Source organism: Sphingomonas panacis, assembly GCF_001717955.1.
GTDB classification, from domain to species: domain Bacteria; phylum Pseudomonadota; class Alphaproteobacteria; order Sphingomonadales; family Sphingomonadaceae; genus Sphingomonas; species Sphingomonas panacis.
In genome coordinates, this window is sequence record NZ_CP014168.1 from 2,890,269 (window position 1) to 2,910,943 (window position 20,675).

The following is a 20,675-nucleotide window of genomic DNA, read 5'->3' on the forward strand; positions in this document are numbered from 1 at the left end:
CGCGCATTTGCCAAGCGTGCGCCACCGCTATCGCGGGGGACGAAAGGGCGAACCATGATCCTGATGTTGCTGCTCCAGGCTGCGGCCGCAGTGCCGGCACCGGCCGGCTGGACGACCGTCGCGAAGATCGATCCGACGACGCATCTCGGCTCGACCTCGGTCTCGACGCACAGCGCGGACGGCAACGCGCGGCTGGTGGTGCGATGCGATCGCAGCGCGCCCGGCACCAACGCCGTTTCGGTCCAGTTCATCCCCAAGCCGCCCTTCGCCAAGGCATCGCCTCGTCCGGTGACGATCACTGCGGACAATGGCCCGGCGCTTGGCATCAATTGGGAGTTTCCGGGCGGCGGCGCGTACACCGCGCAGGATGCGGTGGTGACGACGCTGACCGTCGCGATCGCGCATGCCAAGTCGATCAAGGTCCGCGCGATCGATCCCGCCAACGTGCCCGTCGATGCGGTGTTCGCCGGGCCGGGCAGCGAGGCGCCGATCCGCCAGACGGTCGAGGCATGCGGTTACGTGTTCGGCCAGATGCCCGCGCCGCCACCGCCCCCGCCCGCCGCGAAGGCGGACGACGCGGAGAATTGATCGCTGGGGCTGTCACGTTCCAACGGATCTGATTTTGCAGGCGATCTGCTCGGCTGATCGCTGATACTGGGGAGAGAGACATGAAGCTCGGACGGCTCAACCATATCGGCGTGGCGACGCCGTCGATCGAAACGTCGATCGCGCTGTACCGCGACGTGCTTGGCGCGACGACGATCGGCGAACCGTTCGATCTGCCTGCACAGGGCGTGAAAGTGTGCTTCGTCGATACCCCCAATGCGCAGATCGAATTGATCGAGCCGCTCGGCGCCGCCTCTCCGATCCACGGTTTCATCGCCAAGAACCCGGCGGGCGGACAGCATCACGTCTGCTACGAGGTGCCGGATATCCACGCCGCGAAAACATGGTTTGAGAGCAAGGGCGCGCGCGTACTCGGCGAGCCGCGCATCGGCGCGCACGGGACGTTGGTGTTCTTCGTCCACCCCAAGGACATGGGCGGCGTGCTGACCGAAATCATGGAGACACCTGCGGGCGCGCATTGATCGGCGCGCCCGTTCCACAATCATAGTCCGGCGGCACGCCGAACGCCCTCACCCAGCGTCAGCCGATCCCCATGATCCGCGCATTGAGCGCGCGGTCGCTGCCGCCGGCCGCGAAATCGTCGAAGGCGTGGTCGGTCACGCGGATGATGTGTTTGGCGATGAACGGCGCCCCCTCGGCCGCACCCTGCTCGGGGTGCTTGAGCGCGCATTCCCATTCGAGCACCGCCCAGCCGGCGAAGTCATATTGCGCCATCTTGGAGAAGATTTGCGCGAAATCGACCTGTCCGTCGCCGAGCGAGCGGAACCGCCCGGGCCGATCGACCCAGCGCTGATAGCCGCCGTACACGCCCGAGCGTCCGTTCGGGCGAAACTCGGCGTCCTTGACGTGGAAGCATTTCACGCGATCGTGGTAGATGTCGAGGAAGGCGAGATAATCGAGCTGTTGCAGCACGAAATGCGACGGATCGTAGAGGATGTTGGCGCGGGGATGGTTGCCGACCCGCTCGAGGAACATCTCGAACGTGACGCCGTCGTGCAGATCCTCGCCGGGGTGGATCTCATAGGCGACATCGACCCCATTTTCGTCGAACACGTCGAGGATCGGCTTCCAGCGCCGCGCGAGTTCGTCGAACGCATCCTCGACCAGCCCGGCCGGGCGCTGCGGCCAGGGATAGACATAAGGCCACGCCAGCGCGCCCGAGAAGCTGGCGTGCGTGGTCAGGCCGAGCCGCCGGCTGGCGCGCGCGGCGAGGTGCATCTGCTCGACCGCCCATTGCTGCCGCGCCGCCGGGTTGCCGCGCACGTGCTCGGCGGCGAAGCCATCGAACTGCGCGTCATAGGCGGGATGCACGGCGACGAGCTGGCCTTGCAGATGCGTCGATAGCTCAGTGAGGGTCAGGCCCTTGTCGGCGAGCAGACCGAGCACCTCGTCACAATAGTCCTGACTATCGGCCGCACGTGCGAGATCGAACAGCCGCGCGTCCCAGCTCGGGATCTGCACGCCCTTGTAGCCGAGGCCCGCCGCCCAACCGGCAATGCTTTCCAGCGTGTTGAACGGCGCGGCGTCGCCCGCGAACTGGGCGAGGAAGATCGCCGGTCCCTTGATCGTCTTCATGCGGTGGTCCTCGTTTCAGAAAAGGGAAGATTGTGGTGCATCAAGCTGATAGGCCGCGCGTCATGGTCAGCAGCACTTTCGACCTGTTCAAGATCGGCGTGGGTCCGTCGAGTTCGCATACGATGGGGCCGATGCGCGCCGCCGCCGATTTCGCGCGCCTTGCGGGCGAGGGCACGGCGCGCGTCGAAGTGCTGCTGTTCGGCTCGCTCGCGCTGACCGGCAAGGGGCATGCCACCGACCGCGCAATCCTGCTCGGGCTCGCCGGGCACGTCCCCGCGACGATCGACCCCGACGTTGCCGATAGCGAGGTCGCCGCGATCCGCGCCAATCGGCGCTTGATGCTCGGCGGCACGCGCGGAATCGCGTTCGACGAAGCGAGCGACCTGCTGTTCCGCCCGCGCGAACGGCTCGATTTTCACAGCAATGCGATGACTTTCGCCGCGTTCGACGCGAGCGGCGTCGAGACGCTGCGCCGGACCTATTATTCGATCGGCGGCGGCGCGGTGCTCGATCAGGACGAGATCGGCCGCAACGCCGCGCCCGAAGGCGGTTGGGACGTTCCCAACCGCTTCCGCTCGGGCGACGAACTGCTCGCGCTCGCCCTGCGCACCGGCAAGACGATCGCCGAACTGATGCGCGAGAACGAGGAAGCCACGCTCGCGCCCGAGGAGGTCTCGGTGCGGCTTGCCGAGATTCGCGACGCGATGGCGGCCTGCATCGATCGCGGCATCCGCTCCGACATGGCCGAGCTGCCTGGCGGCTTGCGCGTCAAGCGGCGCGCGCCCGGCATTCACCGCACATTGGTCGCCCGGCAGGAACGCGCGCTCGCCGATCCGCTGACGGTGATCGACTGGATCAACCTGTGGGCGCTCGCGGTCAATGAGGAGAATGCCGCTGGCGGCAAGGTCGTCACCGCGCCCACCAACGGCGCGGCCGGCATCGTGCCGGCGGTGCTGCGCTATTACGAACGCTTCGCGCCGAGCGCGACGCCGCGCGGGGTGGAGGATTTCCTGCTGACGGCGGCGGCGATCGGCTTCCTGTTCAAGGAGAATGCCTCGATCTCGGGCGCCGAGGTAGGTTGCCAGGGCGAGGTCGGCGTCGCCTGCTCGATGGCGGCGGCGGGGCTGGCCGCCGCGCTCGGCGCGACCCCGGAGCAGATCGAGAATGCCGCCGAGATCGGCATGGAGCACAATCTCGGCCTCACCTGCGATCCGGTCGCCGGGCTGGTGCAGGTGCCGTGTATCGAGCGCAACGCGGTAGGATCGATCAAGGCGATCGAGGCGACGCGGCTGGCGATGCTCGGCGACGGCACGCACCGCGTCAGTCTCGATCAGGTGATCGAGACGATGCGCCGCACCGGCCTCGACATGTCCGAGCGCTACAAGGAGACTTCGCTTGGCGGGCTCGCCGTCAACGTCGTCGAGTGTTGAGCCGGGCATTGCTCAGACGCTCAACGGCACCCAGCCGGCACGATCACGGCTGGCGGCGACTGCGGTCGCGATGAACGCCATGCCGCGCAAGCCATCCTCGATGCCGGGCAGCAACGGCGCCGGCTCGCCGCGCAGCAGTGCGGCGAAATCGCGGTAGAGATTGGCGAACGCTTCCAGATAACCCTCGGGATGCCCGCCCGGCGTGCGCGTGCGCGCCGCCGCATCGGCGCCGAGCAGCGCGGTGCCGGCGCGCACCATTGAGCAGCCGCCGTCGAGATCGTAGAGCGTCAGGCTGTTGGGTTCTTCCTGCTTCCACACCAGCCCGCCACGATCACCATAAGCGCGGATGCGCAAACCGTTGAGTTCGCCGATCTCGATCTGCGAGGTGAGCAGCACGCCGCGCGCGCCGTTCTCGAAGCGCAGCAGCACGGTGCAATCGTCGTCGAGCGCACGGCCCGGCACCACCGCCGCCAGATCGGCGAGCAGTTCGGTGACGCGCAGGCCCGTAACGAACTCGGCGAGATGGAGCGCATGCACGCCGATGTCGCCGATGCAGCCACCTTCGCCCGCGCGGGCCGGATCGACTCGCCACTCGGCCTGTTTGCCGCTGGCTTCGCCCGCGAGCCAGCCTTGTGGATATTCGACCACGACCTTGCGGATCGTGCCCAGCGCGCCCGCTGCGATCCGCGCGCGCGCCTCGCGCACCAGGGGATAGCCCGAATAGGTGTAGGTGAGCGCATAAGGCAGGGCGGCGCCACGCACCACATCGGCGAGTTCCTGCGCCTCGGCCAGCGTCGCGGTCGCGGGCTTGTCGCTCAGTACCGGGATGCCGGCCGCGAGCGCGGCGCGCGCGGCGGGAAGGTGGTGATGGTTGGGGCTGACGATCGTGACGAAATCGACCCCGTCCGCGCGGGCCGTCTCTCCCGCGATCAGCGCGGCGACATCGGCATAGGCGCGACTCGGGTCGATGCGGTATTGCTCGCCCGCCGCACGTGAGCGCCCGGCGTTGCTGGAGAACGCACCCGCGACCAACTCGATTTCGCGGTCCAGTTCCGCCGCGATGCGATGGACCGGGCCGATGAACGATCCGGGGCCGCCGCCGATCATCCCCATTCGCAATCGCCGCATCGCCACTCTCCAATGTTATATTTGTAATTACTATTCTATTTTGTTAGCGCATGTCTCGTCAAGCAGCGAGACGGCATAACTCCGTCCGATGGGAGGATTCAGATGCGCGCGATACGCTCCTTCTTCACAGGTCTCACGCTCCGCCCGCAAGGGATTACGGTGGTGGCGGCGGGATTCCTGCCGATCTTCGCGATCGTTTCGATGTTCCCGATCGTCGCGGCGATGATCCAGCATTTCGCCGACGATCCCGACGCCAAGACCAAGGTGCCGCTGATGGTGACGGCGCCCGGCCTGACCATCGCGATCCTCGCACCGTTCATGGGCTTTTTCGTCGATCGCTTCGGCAGGCGGCCGCTGCTGCTCGGCTGCACCTTGCTCTACGGCGTGTTCGGTACGCTGCCGTTCTTCCTGCAAAGCCTCGATTCGATCCTCGCGACGCGGCTGATGCTGGGCGTGTGCGAGGCGGGCATCCTGACGATCGTCAACACGCTGATCGGCGATTATTGGGACGATCGCGGGCGGCGCAACTGGCTGTTCCTGCAAGGCATGGCGGGGCCGTTCCTGGCGTCGGGCGTGATATTGCTGTCGGGCACGGTCGCTTCGATGCGGTGGAACGGCGGGTTCCTCGTCTATCTGGTCGCCTTCCCGATCTTCTTCGCGATGGTGCGTTACCTGTTCGAGCCGAAGCCGCCCGAAGCGAAGGCCGTCACGGGTGAAACGCCACCGGCGAGTGCGTTTCCGGTCGCCTCGGCGGTGGTGGTCGGGGTGGCGACGCTGTTCTGCGCGGCGCTCTATTATGTGTTCATCGTCAACGGCAGTATCGTATTCCAGGAAATCGGCATCAACGATCCGGCAGCGGTCGGCCGGATGACGGCGATTCCCAGTCTGTTCATCATGCTCGGCGCGGTGATCTTCCGTTTGCTCTCCGGGCGCGGCAACGCCGTGCAGATCGCGACCTTCCTTGCCCTGATGGGGCTGGGCCTCGCCGGACTCGGGCTGGCGCGGACGGTGCCGGTGCTGTTTGCATCACTCTGCCTCCAGCAGACCGCTGCCGGCATGGCGGTGCCGACGCTGATCGCCTGGGCGCAGACCAAATTCCCGTTCGCGCATCGCGGGCGCGGCATGGGCATCTGGAGCAGCGCTTTCTTCCTCGGCCAGTTCGTGTCGCCGCTGATCGTCCACCGGCTCGATCTCGCCGCCGGATCGATGCAGGGCGCGTTCCTGATCGCGGGTATCGCCGCGCTGGCGGTCACCTTGGTCGCGCTGGCCGCGTCCCTGCGCGGCGGCACGCCCGCGCTGGCGGGGCGCTGAGTGGTGCGAGTCGCACTCGCCGCGCTCGCGCTGCTCGCCGCCGTGCCCGCCATCGCCGCCGATGCGCCGCCTGCGTTCACGATCGCGCTGGCGCATCGTCCCGAGGTGCCGGCCGAAATCGCGCTCGGCACGCCGAAGAAACCCGCGATGCCACCCGAACAATGGCAGTGGATCAACGGCGATCTCGGTGTCCGCAACGTCTCCGAGGCGACGCTGACCCCGGTGCTGCCACCCGCCGGGGCCGAGACCGGTGCGGCGGTGATCGTCGCGCCGGGTGGCGGCTTCCTCGGCCTCGCGATCGATACCGAGGGCTATCGGGTCGCGCATTGGCTCGCCGATCATGGCATCGCCGCGTTCGTGCTCAAATATCGCACGCTCGCGACACCGGCCGATTTCGCCACCTATCGTCGTGAGATGATCGCGGTCCGTACCGGCACCGGCCCTGCGAGCTTCCGCCCTCCGGCGGGCACGCCCCCGGAAGCGCTTGCCGACGGCATCGCCGCGCTGAAACTGGTTCATGCTCGTGCGGCGGAATGGAAGATCGACCCGGCGCGGATCGGCATGATGGGCTTTTCGGCGGGCGCCTTCACGACGCTGAGTGTCGCGCTCGCAGGCGATCCCGCCGCGCGGCCGGCGTTCATCGCGCCGATCTACGGTCCGCTCGATGCGGTGCAGGCGCCCGCTGGTGCGCCGCCGATGTTCGTGGCGCTGGCGAGCGACGATCCGTTGTTCTGGACGGGCGGCACCGGCCTGATCAAAAGCTGGTCGAAGGCACATGCGCTGGTCGAGTTCCACCTCTATCAGCGTGGCGGCCACGGCTTCGGGCTGGGCGCGGCCAGAACCACGACGACCGACTGGATCGAGGGATTCCGGCGCTGGCTGGAAGCCAACGGGATGTTGCGGACACGGTGAAATCCTCCGCTCATGCGGAGGATTTTGCTTACCGCGAGAGCGTAACCACCAGCCCGGCATCTTCCGCGTCGCGCGCGACACGCAAGGCGATTTCGCCGGTGATTTCGGCCCAACCATCCTCCGCCCATAGCCGCAGCAGGCGCGGTTCGACGGCGATCTCGACGCGACGTTGTTCGGCGGGAGCGAGCGACACTTTCGCAAAACCGAGCAGCGCACATTCGGGCGCGTCGCGATACACCTGCACCACCTCCGCGCCGGCTCGCGCCGAGACGTTGCGCACCAGCACCGACACCGCGCCGTCCTCGATGCGCACGTCCGACCAGTCGAACCGCGCATAGCCGAAGCCACTGCCGAGTGCGTGGCGCGCCGGCGTGCCGTTGGCGATCAGCCCGCGATAGCCGAAGCGGGTGCCCTCGTCATAGGCGAGCCGCCCGTCGGCATCGGGGGTCAGCGCATAGCCGCAATATTCCGATTCGGCGCGCGCGATACTGACCGGCATCCGCCCGCCCGGCTCGCGGTCGCCCGACAGCACGCTCGCGAGCGCGGGCGCGAAACCTTGGCCCGGATACCATGCCACCATCAGCGCGGCGACCTGATCGCCCCATTCGGCATCGAAGGCGTGGCCGACGTTGACGATCGCGGCGGTGCGCGGGTTCGCGGCGGCGACCGCCTCGATCAGCGCGAGTTGCTCGGGCGCGAGCCTGGTGTCGGGCCGGTCCTTGCTTTCGACGCTCGAATCGGAGGTTTCGCCGACGATCAGGAACACCGCATCGGCATCGCGCGCTGCCGCGACCGCGCGGGCGAGCATCGCCGCCGGGCTGTCGGGGGCGCGGAGGCCGTACCACAGGCCATGAACGCGCGCCGGCGTATAGCCGAACTCGACGGTGACGCGCACCTCCTGTCCGGCCGAAAGCATGACCTCGACACTATCGGCATCGCCGCTTTTCAGCGCGCCCATCACATCCTTGGCGGGCAGTTCGCGGCCGCCGCGCAGCACTTCGCGCCCATCGATGAGCAGCCGGGCGAGGCCGGTCGCGCCGAGATAGAAGCGATGCGCGCCATCGGTTTCCGCACGGAATAGCCCGCTGGCGCGCACCGAGCCGGGCTGGTCGAACCGGCCCTGATCGTGGACGCCGACGAACCATACCAACGAGTTGGTCGCGCGCGTCTCGCTGAAGCGCGGTGTGCCCGAGCAATCCGTGCTGTCGAAATAGTCGAGCGTCATGCCGCTCACGCAGCCGTCGCCGATGTCGCGACCAGGTGCTACCGGCATTGCGGGCAGGCGCGGTTGCGGATCGACGCCGGGTTCGAACACGATCTCGCAGTCGGCGCCATAGCGCGCGCGGATCGCGGCGACCGGCGTCGGCGTGTCGGGCGATACCGAGATTTTGGCGAAGGTGCCGCCCTGATAGCAGGGCGCGGCGGCGTTCGGGCCGATCACCGCGATCCGCTTCACTACGCCGGGCGCGAGCGGCAGCAGATCGCCTTGGTTGCGCAGCAGCACGAAGCCTTCGGCGGCGGCCTGTTCGAGAATATCGGCGGCCTCTTCGGGTGCGGGCGGGGTCTTCGGTCCGGTCACGCGCCGCGCGGTCGCGGCGACGCGCGCTGCGGCATCGCGCACGCGGGCGGGATCTACCCGGCCGGCCGTCACCGCCTCGGCGATTTTCGGCCCCATGAAGCGCGCCGGGCCGGGCATCTCCAGATCGAGTCCGCTGGTGATCGTGCCCTCGGTCGAATGCGTGCCGAACCAGTCGCTCATCACCAGATAGGGGAAGCGCCATTCGTCCTTGACGATGCGGGTGATGACGTGCGCCTGTTCCGAGCACCAATCGCCGTTGACGCGATTATACGCGGCCAGCATCCCCACGCAGCCGGCGGCGGCGGCGAGCTCGAACGGCAGCAAATACACTTCGCGCAGTGTGCGTTCATCGACCCGGACATCGACGAAGTCGCGCCCGGTCTCGCTGTCGTTGCAGACGAGGTGTTTGGCGACCGATCCGGTGCCGGTCGATTGCAGTCCAGTGATCCACGCCGCACCGAGCACGCCCGCCAGCAGCGGATCTTCCGAGAAATATTCGAAGGCGCGGCCAGCGAGCGGGCTTCGCGCGAGGTTGACGTTGGGCGCGAGCACCGCATCGACGTCGCGCGCGACCGCGTCGCCGCCGATCATCCGACCGACCTCGGCGACCAGCGCGACGTTCCAGCTCGCGCCGAGCGCGGTGGGGCAGGGGCTGAGCAGCGAGACTTCGCGCTCGTCGATCCGGCCGCTGGCGATTCCCATCGGTCCGTCGGCCATGCTGAACGACGGGATATCCGCGTCCGCAATCGCAACGCTCGTCCACATCGTCGCGCCCGCCGTCAGCGTGGCGGCTTCGGTCAGGGTCAATGCGCGGGTCATGCCGCCTCCGATACTCCGAACGTCATGATCTGGCGCGCCTGCAACGCCACCTGCGCGGCGATACCGGCATCGATGAGCGTGCCGTCGGCACCGAACGGCTTCTGTTCGATCGAGTTGATCGCGATGCCGACCGGGGTCGGCCAGCCGCGCATCGCGTGGACGATGCCGCGCAACGCGGCGAGCGTCACGCCGCCCGCCTGCCATCCCGCCGCCGAGACGATCAGCCCGATCGGCATCCCGTCGAAATAGACGCGCGCGTCGCCGCGGGTGTCTTCGAGCAGGTCGATCGCGTTCTTGACGAGGCCGGAGACGCCGCCGTGATAGCCGGGGCTGGCGATCACCAGCGCATCGGCCGCGCGTACCGCTGCGACCAGCGCCTGCTCGGCGGCGTTGCGGGTCGGCGCCTCTGGGTTGAAGTGCGGCAGCTCGCTGAGTGCGATGCCGTCGAACATCACCGCCTCCGCACCCAGCGCCGCACATTCCGCCAGCACCGCGCGCGCGAGCATTTCGCTCGACGACCGCGGCCTGAGCGTGCCGCCGATCCCGACGACCCGGCGCGCCATCAGGCGAACGCGGGCATGACCTTGCTCGAAAGCAGGTCAAGTGTCTGGTTGGCGAAGCCGAGCCGCTGCTCGGTGAGCGGGCCGGTGGTGGTGCCGCACAGCACGTTGCCGATGCCGAGTTCCTGGTACGGCTTGAGGTGTTCGATCACCGTTTCGGGCGAGCCGTACAGGCACCACGTCCCGATCCAGCCATCGTCGAGCGCGTTGACGTTGACGTCTTGCTTCTTGTTGGCGTCGTCCGCCTCGGCACGGCGGTTGAACGCGTTCTCGCGATCGACCGCGTCCTGATAGCCCTTGAGGATGATCTCAAGTTCCTCGCGCGCCTGTTCGTCGGTCTCGGCGATGTGGACACACTGATAGGTGTGCGTCGTCCAGTCGAGCGCCGCCGCGATCGCGGCTTGGTCGTGGCCAGCCTCATCGAGCAGGCGGCGATAGTTGCCGAAATGCTTGGTGACGTGCGCGAGTGGCTCGGTGCCGTAGATCTGCGGCGGGGTGAAGGCCGGGATGAAGGCGGGCCAGGCGTTCTCGGCGGCGCGGCGCGCGCTCGATTCGCGGAAGGCGACCGGCATCAGCCGGGCGTGGTGCTCGCCATAGGGTGTCGGCGTGATGCGCTGGAGCACGCGCCCCTGATACGGCCCGTTGTCGATCACCACGGCGGGATCGTCCATCCGCTTCGCCCAGAGTTCTTCGGCGGTCGCGAGGTTCTTCTCGGCGAGCGCGCTGGCTTCCTTGTAGTTGACCGCGAAGCCGATCATCTCCTCGGGCGTGGTGCCCGAGCCGATGCCGACGAGCAGCTTGCCCTTGGTGAGATGGTCGAGCACGTTGATCCGTTCGGCGAAGCGCACGGGATGGTGCAGCGGCACCGACACCACCGAGAAGCCGAAATACATCTCGGGCATCCGCGCGGCGAGATAAGCGGCGAGCAGGAAGCTATCGCTCGCGACCGGCATGTACCCGTTGAAATGGTGATCTGGCATGAAGATCGCCGAGAAACCGAGATCGCCGGCGCGCTCGGCATGGTCGATCAGATCGGTGATGAGGCGACCGTCTTCTTCTGGCTTTGTCGAACGAGCGTTGAGGAACACCGAAAACCGCATTTTTCCCCTCCTCCATTTTAGAATTAGCGTTCGTATTTCGATAGTATTCGGAAGACGTTGTTGTCAAGCGCCGGCCACAGGATGTTTGCGCTTGCTCATCGTTTTTCCCGAGGGTGATGAGAACGCAATTCCAATATCGAAGGTGCGATCAGGCAGGTTCGAAGATCGCGCGCGGCAGGGTCGCCGCGCACAGCGCGCAGGCCAGCAACAGCACTTCGATCACCACAATCGAGCCGACCAGACTTCGCTCGCCACCGATCGCGAAGAACGCGCCGCCGACCAGGGCCACGCCGAACGCGCCGCCGATCTGCTGCACCGTCTTGAGGATGCCGCTCGCCGCGCCGGCATGGCCACGCTCGACTCGCGACACAGCGATCGGCGCGATCGGTGCCGACACCATGCCCATGCCGACGCCCGCGACGAGCACCAGCGGCAACAGCGTCCAGAGGCCGTGCGTAGCGCTTGCGATCCAGCCGAGCGTGCCGCCGTAGAACAGCGCAAGCAGGCCCGCGCCGCCGACGATCAGCCACTTGCCCGCGCGTCGTGCGTAGGTGCGCCCGAGCACCGCCATACCGAACATCACGCCCGCGCTGAACGGCACGTGGATCAATCCGGCCTGAAGCGGCGTGAACCCCGACAGTTTCTGGAGCGTATAGGCGAACAGGAACAGAAAGCCGGTGTTGGCGGCGGAAAAGGCCAATGCGATGCCGAGGCCCCCTCGAAACACCGCGTTCGACAGCAGCGCCGGATCGAACACCACCGGCGCGCCGCGCGCCGCGCGCCGCTTGAGCAGCCGCCACATGAAGACGAGCAGAGCCAAGCCGCCGAGCAGCAGCAGCGCGCTCCTCGCGCCGAAGGCGGCGTGTTCGCTTTGGACGAGCGGAAAGAACAAAGCCGCCAGCGCCACGCCGAACAGCGCCGTGCCGATCAGGTCGATTCGCACGCGATGCTCCGCACGGTGGCGCGGCAGCAGCCACCAGCCGGCGACAAGCGCGAGCACGCCGACCGGCCCGTTGATGAGGAACACGGTGCGCCAGCCCAGTCCGCCGATGTTCGCCGCGATCAATACCCCGCCAAGGATCGGCCCCGAGATCGCGGCGAGCCCGCCGATCACCCCGAACCATGCGAGCCGCGAAATCCGCTCGACCGGCGTGTACAGCAGCTGGATCATCGTCAGCACCTGCGGCGCCATGATCGCGCCCGCCGCCCCCTGCGCCACCCGCGCGGCGATCAGCGCGTCCGCGCTTCCCGCCGCGCCGCACGCGAGCGAGGCGAGGGTGAAGCCGGCGACGCCGAGCAGGAACATCGCCCGCCCGCCGAACAGGTCACCCAAGCGCCCGCCGAGGATCAGCAGCACCGAGAAAGCGAGCGCATAGCCCGCCACGATCCATTGCGCCGCCGCGCCATCGCCGCCGAAATCGCGCTGAATCGCGGGGAGCGCGGTGTTGACGATCGTCAGATCGACGATTTCGAGCACCAACCCGATCACGAGCGTGAAGAACGCGAGGCTCTTCTGCCGCGGCGTCATCGCCGCGGGGTCGATCGCGCTCAAATCTTTCCTTCTTTCAGCATCGTCACCGCCGCATCGGCCGCGCGCGCGGTGAGCGCCATATAGGTGAGCGACGGGTTCTGACACGCCGAGCTGCTCATCTGCGCGCCATCGGTGACGAACAGGTTGGCGATCTGATGCGCCTGACTCCAGCGGTTGAGCACCGAGGTCGCCGGGTCCCAACCCATCCGCGCGCCGCCCATCTCGTGAATCGCGGTGCCGCCAGGGCCGGGGCGGTCGAAGCCCATCAGCACCTGACCGCCCGCGGCGGTGAGCATCTCGGACGCTTCGGCCTTGGCCTGCGCCAGCGCCGCGAGTTCTTCCTTGCCGAACGCGAAGGCGACGTTGAGCTGCGGGATGCCGTGCGCGTCGGTCTTGACGCGATCGAGAGTCAGCCGGTTGGTCGCGCGCGGCACGCAATCGGCGAAGCCGACCAGCACCATCCGCCACGGCCCGACGTCGCGCATCCGAGCTTTATAGTCTTCGCCGATGCCGGCTTCGCGCTTGGCGCGAGTCCACGTGCTTTGCAGCGCGCCCCCCTGGAACGAGAAGCCGCGCGTGTGGCCAATGCCGTCCATCACATCCATGTTGCGGTAGCGCGGTACGATCACACCGGTCGGGCGGTTTCCGAAGCTGGTGTGGCCTTCGAACCCCGGCATCAGCGCCGCCGCCGATAATGTGTTGGCATGGTCCATGATGTGCGTGCCGAGCACGCCGCTGCCATTGGCGAGTCCGTGCGGCATCGCCTCGCTGGTCGAGTTGAGCAGCAGATGGTTCGAGTTGAACGATCCTGCGTTGAGGAACACGATTCGCGCGGTCGCTTGCTTGCGCGTGTTGTCGATGGTGTCGAACCAGCGCACGCCGGTGACGCGCTGGGTTGCCGGATCGTATTCGATCTTCTCGACGATCGCGTCGGTGATGAGCGTGAGCCGCCCGGTTTTCTTCGCGGCGGGCAGGGTGCTCGATTGCGTCGAGAAATACGCGCCATAGGAGCACCCGCGCGCGCAGATGCTGCGCGAATGGCAGGCGCCGCGCCCCTGATCGGGCTTGGCCTCGGTCAGATTGGCGGTGCGGCCGATCGTCAGCACGCGGCCCGGATAGCGTTCGGCCAGCACGCCGCGCACATGCTGCTCGACCGCATTGAGCGCCATCGGCGGCTGGAACTTGCCGTCGGGTAATTGTTTCAGCCCCTCGGCCGCGCCCGATACGCCGATGAACTCCTCGACCTTGTCGTACCACGGTGCCAGATCGGCGTAGCGGATCGGCCAGTCGGTGCCGTGGCCGTCGCGCTTGTTCGCGCCGAAATCATAGTCCGACCAACGGTACGATTGCCGCCCCCATGTGAGTGAGCGTCCGCCGAGCTGATAGCTGCGGAACCAGGTGAAATCGCTGCCCGGCGCGGTGGAATAGGGGTTCTCGCCATCATTTACGAAATGCCCCTGCGTGAATTCGGTGAAATGCCGGTTGAGCGCCTGCACCGGATATTCCTCGCGGTAGAGTTCCGCGTCGCCGAGGCCCCGGAACGGCATGTCCCACGGCGCCTTGGTCTCGGTTTCATAATCGACCTGATGCTCGATCTTGCGCCCGCGCTCGATCATCAGCACGCGTAGGCCCGCCTCGGTCAGTTCCTTGGCCGCCCAGCCGCCGGTGATGCCGGAGCCGACCACGATCGCGTCGAATTCAGGAGTGTTCATCTGGGTCATCCGAAATCGACCGCGCTCCAGTCGCTGGAAAAGGCGGGGGTATGCGGGGCAAGCGGTAGGTCGGGATCGAAGCGGCCGGGATCGAGCACGTAGCGTAGCTCCCGCGACCCACCCGCTTGCGATGTGTAATAGCCAGTGAGGATCAGCGCCTTGAGCGCGCGCCACGGGTGTTTGTCGGCGCCTTGCGCGAACGCCTCGGCATCGAGCCGGGCGAGCGCGGCGCTTTGTTCGGCGGGTTTGCGCGCCAGCCAGTCGCTGCGTCCGCGCGCGTCGAGCGCATCCTCTAGCCAGTCAAGGAAGCGGAGCGATCCGTCCGGGCGCTGGAAGCGTGCGAGCTGTGGCATGCCCGCCGCTCCGCTCGGCGCGCGGGTGCCGTCCAGGCCGTGCGCCAGCGCGAGGATCACGAAATCGCCGACCCCCACGTCGCCCGCGCCCGGCGTCGCGGTGCGCGGGATGACGTGCTGGCTGGCGGCGGTGATGATCGCGCGCTGCCGGTCGGTCGGTGCGTCGTCTGCCGATAAGGCCGAGAGCGACACCACTGCCGCCGGCACGCCGATCGCCGCCGCGAGCAAGGCAATGCCGCCGATCAGCTCACGCCGGTTCCACTGCTTTGCCTCACTCACGGTCATGTCTCCTGATCGATCAGAAGTCGATCGACACCCGCGCGCCGTAGGTGCGCGGCGCACTGAACTGCCAGTTGATGATATCGTCGGTCCCGGCCGCAACGTAGGAGGCATACACCAGCGGCCGGATGTTCTCGAGGTTGCGGGCAAACACCTGCACCCCGAATTTCCCGTTCTCCGGCCTGTACTCCAGGCTCAGGTCGGTCTGGGTATAGGCCTTCTGCTGCGAGTCGCGGTAATTGTAGAAGTCGAGATAGTAATCGCTCTTGAACCGCGAGTAGGCGCGCGCCGTGAGCTTGCCCGACGAACCGAGATCGAAGACGTGATCGTAACCGACACCGATCACAAACGTCGGTGCTTGCGGCAGCCGGTTGCCCTTCAGGTTGGGGTTCTCGGCCGTCGAGAGAGAGGTCAGGTTCGGGTTCGCCGAGTCGAGCACGACGTAAGACGCGATGAAGTTGTCGTAGCGCGCGTGCAGATAGTTGAACGACGCAGTGAAGGTATCGCGCGGCGACAGCCGGATCGTCGATTCGGCCTCGACGCCGTATATCGTCGCGGCGCCCGAATTGAGCGTCTGCGCACCCGTAACATTGTTGAGCAGGACGTCGTTCTGCAAGTCCTTATAATCGTAGTAGAAGCCTGAAATGTTGAAGATGTTGTGATGCCCAGGCCCGTAATTGAGCTTTAGGCCACCTTCATACGCGGTGTTGTTCTCGGGCCGGAAGTTCGCCCCGGTGGCGTCGAAGCCGCCCGCCTTGTAGCCGGTCGAAACTTTGGCGTAGATCAGCGTATCGTTGTTGGGCTTGTAGTTCAGCCCGCCGAGCCAGGTGATCTTGTCGCCCGAATAATAGAGCGGGACTGGCGTCGGCACCGCCGAGGTTTTGGTCAGATCGACATAGCCCGAATTGAACGAGAAGCCGTAGTTGGAGAAGTTCGCGCTGCGCCGGTCCTTGGTATAGCGCAAACCGCCAACCGCGGTGATTTGGTCGGTGAGGCCATATTCCGCCTGCCCGAATGCCGACCAGCTCTGGGTGTCGGTAGGATGGACCGGATAGGTGATGTACGAACCCTTTGGGCCGATGAACGGGCTGTACAAGCCGCCGTTGGTGTCCAGCAATTCCTTGAAGAAGAACCCGCCGAACTGCCATTTGAAGCGGCCTTCCTCGCCGTTCAGCCGCAGTTCGTGGCTTTGCGTCTTCACCGATGCGCCGAAATTGGAAAAGGCATACGCGGGGGAGAGCGAGTTGAACCCGGTGTTCGAGGTTTCGCGATAGCCGCCGGTATAGGTCAGCGTCGCCGGGCCGAAATTATAGGCGATGCGGCCGCGTACCGCAGTCGAGATCTGGTCGAACTTGCCGACGCCGGTCAGCGGCATATTGTAATTGCCGCGATCGACCTTGCTGAGGAAGTTGGTGTTCTGCGGAATGCACTGCACGCCCGGCGTGATTGGCCCGACCTCGACGAAGCCGCTCGCCGAGCAGCCGCCAGCGGCGTTGAGATCCTGATACGCCTGCACCGCCGGGATGATGTGCATCTCGTCGTGTTCGACCGAGGCGTTAATCTCGAGACCCGCAAGCGGTTCGAGCCGCAGCGAGCCGCGCACGCCCCAGGTGTTGTCATTGCCGCTGCGATGCCCGCCGTCGTCCGCTTTGAACTGCGGAAGCGAGATTGGCGTGTTCGGGCTGTAAACATAGCCGTCGTGGTAGGAATAGGTGCCCGCCACGCGGAACGCACCGACGTCGCCGAGCGGAACGTCGACGCCGCCCTCGGCGATCACCGCATTATAATTGCCATAGCTGACCGATCCGTTGACGCGGAATTCGTCGCCAGGCTTGCGCGTGATGAAATTGACCGCGCCGGCGGTCGAGTTGCGGCCATACAATGTGCCCTGCGGGCCGCGCAGCACCTCGACGCGTTCGAGATCGAAGATCGCCGCGTTCAGGATGGTCGGGCGGTTGATATACTCGCCATCGATATTGACCGCGACCGACTGGTCCTGCGCCTCGTTGTTGCTGAGCGTACCGATGCCGCGCACGCTGACGCGCGTGTTGGTGGTGTCGCTCGTCACCTGAAGCGCAGGCGAGACTTTGGCGACCGAGGTGAAATCGGTCACGCCCTGCGCCTTCAGCGTGTCGCCGCTGATCACCGAGATCGCGATCGGCACGTCCTGCACACTCTCGGCGCGGTTCTGCGCGGTGACGATGATGTCCGGGATCGTGTCGTCGCCCGGCGCGGTGGCCGGTGCTTGCTGGGCCATCGCGGCGCTGCTCGCCAGCAGGCTTGCTCCAGCCATCAGAACCCGAATCGAGTTGTAGCGCATGTGAACCATCCTCCCCACAACGATGACTGTCGTCATTCGAAATAAAATAATGGTTCCAATAATATCTGATTCGCGATGGTGTCAAGCAGGGGCGCAATGACCTGGATCAAAAACGCGCAGATGCGCCGATACTGCTGCGGCGCAACAATCTTGTGCGTATGCGAACGTATTTTACGCTCGACATAAAGAATTGAAGTTCTAATTATAAATGAAAGCACGGCGTGGGCGGATCGAACGAGATCGGCCAGGCGCGGACACACAAGCGTGTTCAGCGCCAAAGCGCCAATGGAGAGGTTGAATGAACATGCAGGTTTCCCCGAAATTGTCACCGTGTGTCGAGTGGATTTTCGCGGAAGAACATCCGGCCATGCCCGATCGTATCCGCGCGGCGCGCGCGGCGGGCTATGACACGGTCGAATTCCATCTGTGGCGCGACAAGGATGTCGACGCGATCGCCGAATCGCTGGCCGAAACCGGCGTGAAGCTGACCGGCATCGTCGTCGAACCCCGCCGCAGCATCGTCGATCCCGCCCAGCACGGCGAATTCCTGCAAGCGGTGCGCGAGAGCCTCGTCACCGCCAAGACGCTCGGCTCGCCGCCGCTCGTCGTCGCCTCGGGCTTCACGCGGGAGGGCGTGAGCCAGCAGGAGCATGTCGCCGCCGCGATCGACGCGCTCAAGCAAGCCGCCGCACTTGCCGAAGAGGCCGGCATCCTGCTCGTGCTCGAGCCGCTCAACGATCGCGTCGAGCATCCCGGCATGTTCCTCGTCAGCACAAAGCTCGCGCTCGATATCATCGAAGCGGTCGACAGCCCTAATCTGCGGCTGCTCTACGACGTGTACCATTCGGTGGTGATGGGCGAGGACATGGCCGATGTGTTGAACGGCCGCGTGCATCTCGTCGCGCACGTCCAACTCGCCGACACGCCCGGCCGCCACGAGCCCGGCACGGGTACGATCGATTGGCCCGCGACGCTCAAGGCGCTCGACGAGCTTGGCTATACCGGCGCCTACGGGCTCGAATACAAACCGACCGCGCCTGCGCTCGAATCGCTCGAACGGACGCGCGCGACGCTGGAGGGCTGACGCGATGCGGGCGGCGGTGAGGGGGGCGCCGAAGCTGGGCTTCGTCGAGAAGCTCAGCTACGGGTTCGGCGACTTCGGGTACAGCCTGGCCTATAATATGGTCAGTGCGTTTCTGCTGTATTATTACACCGTCGTGCTCAAGCTACCGGCCGCGGCGGTGGGGACGTTGTTCCTCACCGCGCGGCTGCTCGATGCGGTCATCGACATTGGCGTCGGCATCCTGGTCGATCGCACGCGCACGCGCTGGGGGCGGACACGCCCGTACTTCCTGTTCACCGCATTGCCCTACTGCGGGATCTTCCTCGCGATCTTCCTGGTGCCGGACTGGGGTGTCGATGCGCAGCTCGTCTGGGCGTTCGTCACCTTCAACCTGCTCGGCGTGCTGATGTCGTTCGGCTCGATCCCCTATACCGCGCTGATGCCGATGATGACCGAGGCGACTGACGAACGTCTGAAGCTCGGCAGTATGCGATCGATCGGCACGTCGGTGTCGGTGATTCTCGGCACGGCGGCGACGATGCCGCTGGTCGGGCTGTTCGGCGGCGGCGACGAACGGCGCGGGTTCCTGCTCGTCGCGGTGCTGTTCGCCGCGCTGTCGCTGGTCGCGCTCACCGCGTTGTTCCGCAATTGCCGCGAGCGTTTCCACGATGCCGCGCCGGTCGGCATGCCGGTTTTCACCGGCATCGGCGAGATGCTGCGCAACCGGGCGTGGTGGGTCTGCTTCCTGTTCGCCTTGCTCTATTTCGTGCGCTTCGGCGCGATGATCTCGGTGACGGCGTTCTTCGCGATCCATGTGCTCGGGCGGCCGTGGATGATCTCGGTGATGCTGCCGGCGATCTCGGGGCTGCTGCTGCTCTCGGCGTTCCTCGCGCCGCCGATCCTGTCGCGGACGGGCATCCGCACGGGCTGTTTCGGCGCGCTGGTGCTGTCGATCGCGCTGTTCGCGGCGCTGCCCTTCACCGAGGCGAACCCGGTGGCGTTCCTGTCGCTCTATTTCGCCGCGTCGATCGCGACCTCGATGACGATCACCGGCATCTTCGCGATGGCGGCGGAGGCGGTCGATTACCACGAGGCGCGCTTTGGAGTGCGCAATGAAGGGCTGCTGTCCTCCGGCATCAGCCTCGCCACCAAGATCGGCATGGCGATGGGCACCGCCGCGATCGCCTATGCGCTCGCCTTCGCCGCCTTCACGCCCGACCATGTCAGCGATGGTGCGCGCGCGACGATTCGCTGGTCCTATTACGGCTGGCCGATCGTGCTGCTCATGCTTCAGGCGGTGGTGATCCTGTTCTGGCCGATGAACGCGGCCACCGCGAAAGACCGCGAGCGCGCACCGCTTACCGCCTGAGTGTTGAACCGATATAAAACGGGAGAGACGGCATGAAGTACCGAATGATGACGGCTGCCTTGCTGGCTTTTGGTGTCGTGCCCGCTGGCGCGCAGGTGATCGTCCACCCCAGTTACCGCCCGCCCGAGACCGTTCAGCGCGTCGCCATCCCGGCCGACCCGACCGAAAAGCGCATTCGTGTCCTCATCATCAGCGGCCAGAACAGCTACGAGCATGACTGGACCGGCATCGACAACATGCTGCGCACGATGATGCAGGACACCGGCCGCTTCGACGTCCGCGTCACCGAGGATTTCGACCAGGGCAATCTCGCGATGCTGAAAGGCTATGACGTGGTGCTGCTCAACTATTCGAGCCGCTGGGTGTATGATGACCAGAAGGAACACCGCTGGTCGCCTGAAGCCGAAAAGGCGCTGTTCGATTATGTGAAGCAGGGCGGCGGGTTGGTCGCCTACCATTCGTCGTTCACCTGGGGGTATAACTGGCCCGAGTATAAGGCGCTGGTCGGCGGGGTGATGGACCCGATCCACGGCAGCCGCCGTTCGCCGCCGGGTGCGTTCCCGATCCATATCGTCGATCGCGACAACCCGATCACGGCGGGGATGCGCGAGTATATCTGGACGTACAACGACGACATGTACACCAACATGAGCTTCGCGCCCGGCGCCAAGCTCCACGTCCTCGCCACCGCGCGCGACAGCTCGGCGAGCTATGATCCCAAGCTGACCGGGCCGAAATATCCGATTGCCGCCTATACGCCCGAGAAGCTCAAGGCGATGAAGGGGATGGACGCCGATCACCCGCAGGTGTGGACTCAGGATTACGGCAAGGGCCGCGTCTTCTCGATCACGCTGGGGCATGACGAGGTCTCACTCCACTTCCAGCCGCTCCAGACGTTGCTGCTGCGCGGCACCGAATGGGCGGCGACCGGCGAGGTGACTCTGCCGGTGCTCGAAGAGGCGAAGGAGTATCCGACCAAGTGAGGTGACACGGAGGACACCAAAGCT

17 protein-coding genes are annotated in these 20,675 nt (G+C 66.2%); 8 read left to right on the forward strand and 9 right to left on the reverse strand.

Annotation, left to right across the window (positions count from 1 at the left end):
- The first annotated feature begins 54 nt into the window (after positions 1–54).
- Both J0A91_RS13250 and mce read left to right on the forward strand, forming a co-directional pair.
- Positions 55–588: a hypothetical protein gene (locus J0A91_RS13250; protein WP_069205308.1), complete on the forward strand. Its 534-nt coding sequence runs from the start codon at positions 55–57 to the stop codon at positions 586–588.
- An 80-nt stretch (positions 589–668) separates the two neighbouring features.
- Positions 669–1,088, forward strand: coding sequence for a methylmalonyl-CoA epimerase (gene mce, locus J0A91_RS13255; RefSeq protein ID WP_069205309.1), 420 nt, complete (start codon positions 669–671; stop codon positions 1,086–1,088).
- A 58-nt stretch (positions 1,089–1,146) separates the two neighbouring features.
- On the opposite strand, the gene J0A91_RS13260 is transcribed toward mce, so the two are convergent.
- Positions 1,147–2,202 (reverse strand): sugar phosphate isomerase/epimerase family protein, encoded by a 1,056-nt coding sequence (locus J0A91_RS13260; protein WP_069205310.1) that lies wholly within the window; start codon positions 2,200–2,202, stop codon positions 1,147–1,149.
- Between the two features lie 62 nt (positions 2,203–2,264).
- Here J0A91_RS13260 and J0A91_RS13265 point away from each other — a divergent pair, with 62 nt between their 5' ends.
- Entirely contained in the window at positions 2,265–3,632 is a 1,368-nt protein-coding gene (locus J0A91_RS13265) for an L-serine ammonia-lyase (protein ID WP_069205311.1), read from the forward strand.
- A gap of 12 nt (positions 3,633–3,644) precedes the next feature.
- Here the strand turns inward: J0A91_RS13265 and J0A91_RS13270 are convergent, their stop codons facing one another.
- Positions 3,645–4,760, reverse strand: a complete 1,116-nt coding sequence (locus J0A91_RS13270; RefSeq protein ID WP_069207302.1) for a Gfo/Idh/MocA family protein — start codon at positions 4,758–4,760, stop codon at positions 3,645–3,647.
- 102 nt (positions 4,761–4,862) lie between these two features.
- On the opposite strand from J0A91_RS13270, the gene J0A91_RS13275 reads away from it, so the two are divergent.
- Positions 4,863–6,071, forward strand: a complete 1,209-nt coding sequence (locus J0A91_RS13275; protein ID WP_069205312.1) for an MFS transporter — start codon at positions 4,863–4,865, stop codon at positions 6,069–6,071.
- Positions 6,072–6,074: 3 nt separating this feature from the next.
- The gene (locus J0A91_RS13280) at positions 6,075–6,983 is read left to right on the forward strand and encodes an alpha/beta hydrolase (protein WP_069207303.1); all 909 of its coding nucleotides are present in this window, start codon (positions 6,075–6,077) and stop codon (positions 6,981–6,983) included.
- Positions 6,984–7,011: 28 nt separating this feature from the next.
- On the opposite strand, the gene J0A91_RS13285 is transcribed toward J0A91_RS13280, so the two are convergent.
- From J0A91_RS13285 to J0A91_RS13315, 7 genes are all read right to left on the reverse strand, one after another.
- Positions 7,012–9,381, reverse strand: a complete 2,370-nt coding sequence (locus tag J0A91_RS13285; RefSeq protein WP_069205313.1) for a beta-glucosidase — start codon at positions 9,379–9,381, stop codon at positions 7,012–7,014.
- Positions 9,378–9,944, reverse strand: coding sequence for an NADPH-dependent FMN reductase (locus tag J0A91_RS13290; protein ID WP_069205314.1), 567 nt, complete (start codon positions 9,942–9,944; stop codon positions 9,378–9,380). The genes J0A91_RS13285 and J0A91_RS13290 overlap by 4 nt, the downstream gene beginning before the upstream one ends.
- A complete protein-coding gene (locus tag J0A91_RS13295; RefSeq protein WP_069205315.1) occupies positions 9,944–11,041 on the reverse strand; it encodes an LLM class flavin-dependent oxidoreductase in 1,098 nt (365 codons plus the stop codon). Before J0A91_RS13295 ends, J0A91_RS13290 begins: the two co-directional genes overlap by 1 nt.
- A 148-nt stretch (positions 11,042–11,189) precedes the next feature.
- Complete coding sequence (locus tag J0A91_RS13300; RefSeq protein WP_069205316.1) at positions 11,190–12,593, reverse strand: MFS transporter; 1,404 nt, start codon at positions 12,591–12,593, stop codon at positions 11,190–11,192.
- Entirely contained in the window at positions 12,590–14,284 is a 1,695-nt protein-coding gene (locus J0A91_RS13305) for a GMC oxidoreductase (protein ID WP_069207304.1), read from the reverse strand. Before J0A91_RS13305 ends, J0A91_RS13300 begins: the two co-directional genes overlap by 4 nt.
- 5 nt (positions 14,285–14,289) lie before the next feature.
- A complete protein-coding gene (locus J0A91_RS13310; protein WP_069205317.1) occupies positions 14,290–14,922 on the reverse strand; it encodes a gluconate 2-dehydrogenase subunit 3 family protein in 633 nt (210 codons plus the stop codon).
- A 13-nt stretch (positions 14,923–14,935) separates the two neighbouring features.
- Positions 14,936–17,236, reverse strand: coding sequence for a TonB-dependent receptor (locus tag J0A91_RS13315; RefSeq protein ID WP_150126915.1), 2,301 nt, complete (start codon positions 17,234–17,236; stop codon positions 14,936–14,938).
- 367 nt (positions 17,237–17,603) lie between these two features.
- On the opposite strand from J0A91_RS13315, the gene J0A91_RS13320 reads away from it, so the two are divergent.
- Genes J0A91_RS13320 through J0A91_RS13330 form a run of 3 tightly spaced genes read left to right on the forward strand, consistent with a single transcriptional unit; the run spans position 17,604 to position 20,651 of the window.
- Complete coding sequence (locus tag J0A91_RS13320; RefSeq protein ID WP_240502006.1) at positions 17,604–18,320, forward strand: hydroxypyruvate isomerase family protein; 717 nt, start codon at positions 17,604–17,606, stop codon at positions 18,318–18,320.
- 16 nt (positions 18,321–18,336) lie between these two features.
- Positions 18,337–19,668, forward strand: a complete 1,332-nt coding sequence (locus tag J0A91_RS13325; protein WP_240502007.1) for an MFS transporter — start codon at positions 18,337–18,339, stop codon at positions 19,666–19,668.
- 32 nt (positions 19,669–19,700) lie between these two features.
- Positions 19,701–20,651, forward strand: coding sequence for a ThuA domain-containing protein (locus J0A91_RS13330; RefSeq protein WP_069205320.1), 951 nt, complete (start codon positions 19,701–19,703; stop codon positions 20,649–20,651).
- Positions 20,652–20,675 lie beyond the last annotated feature (24 nt).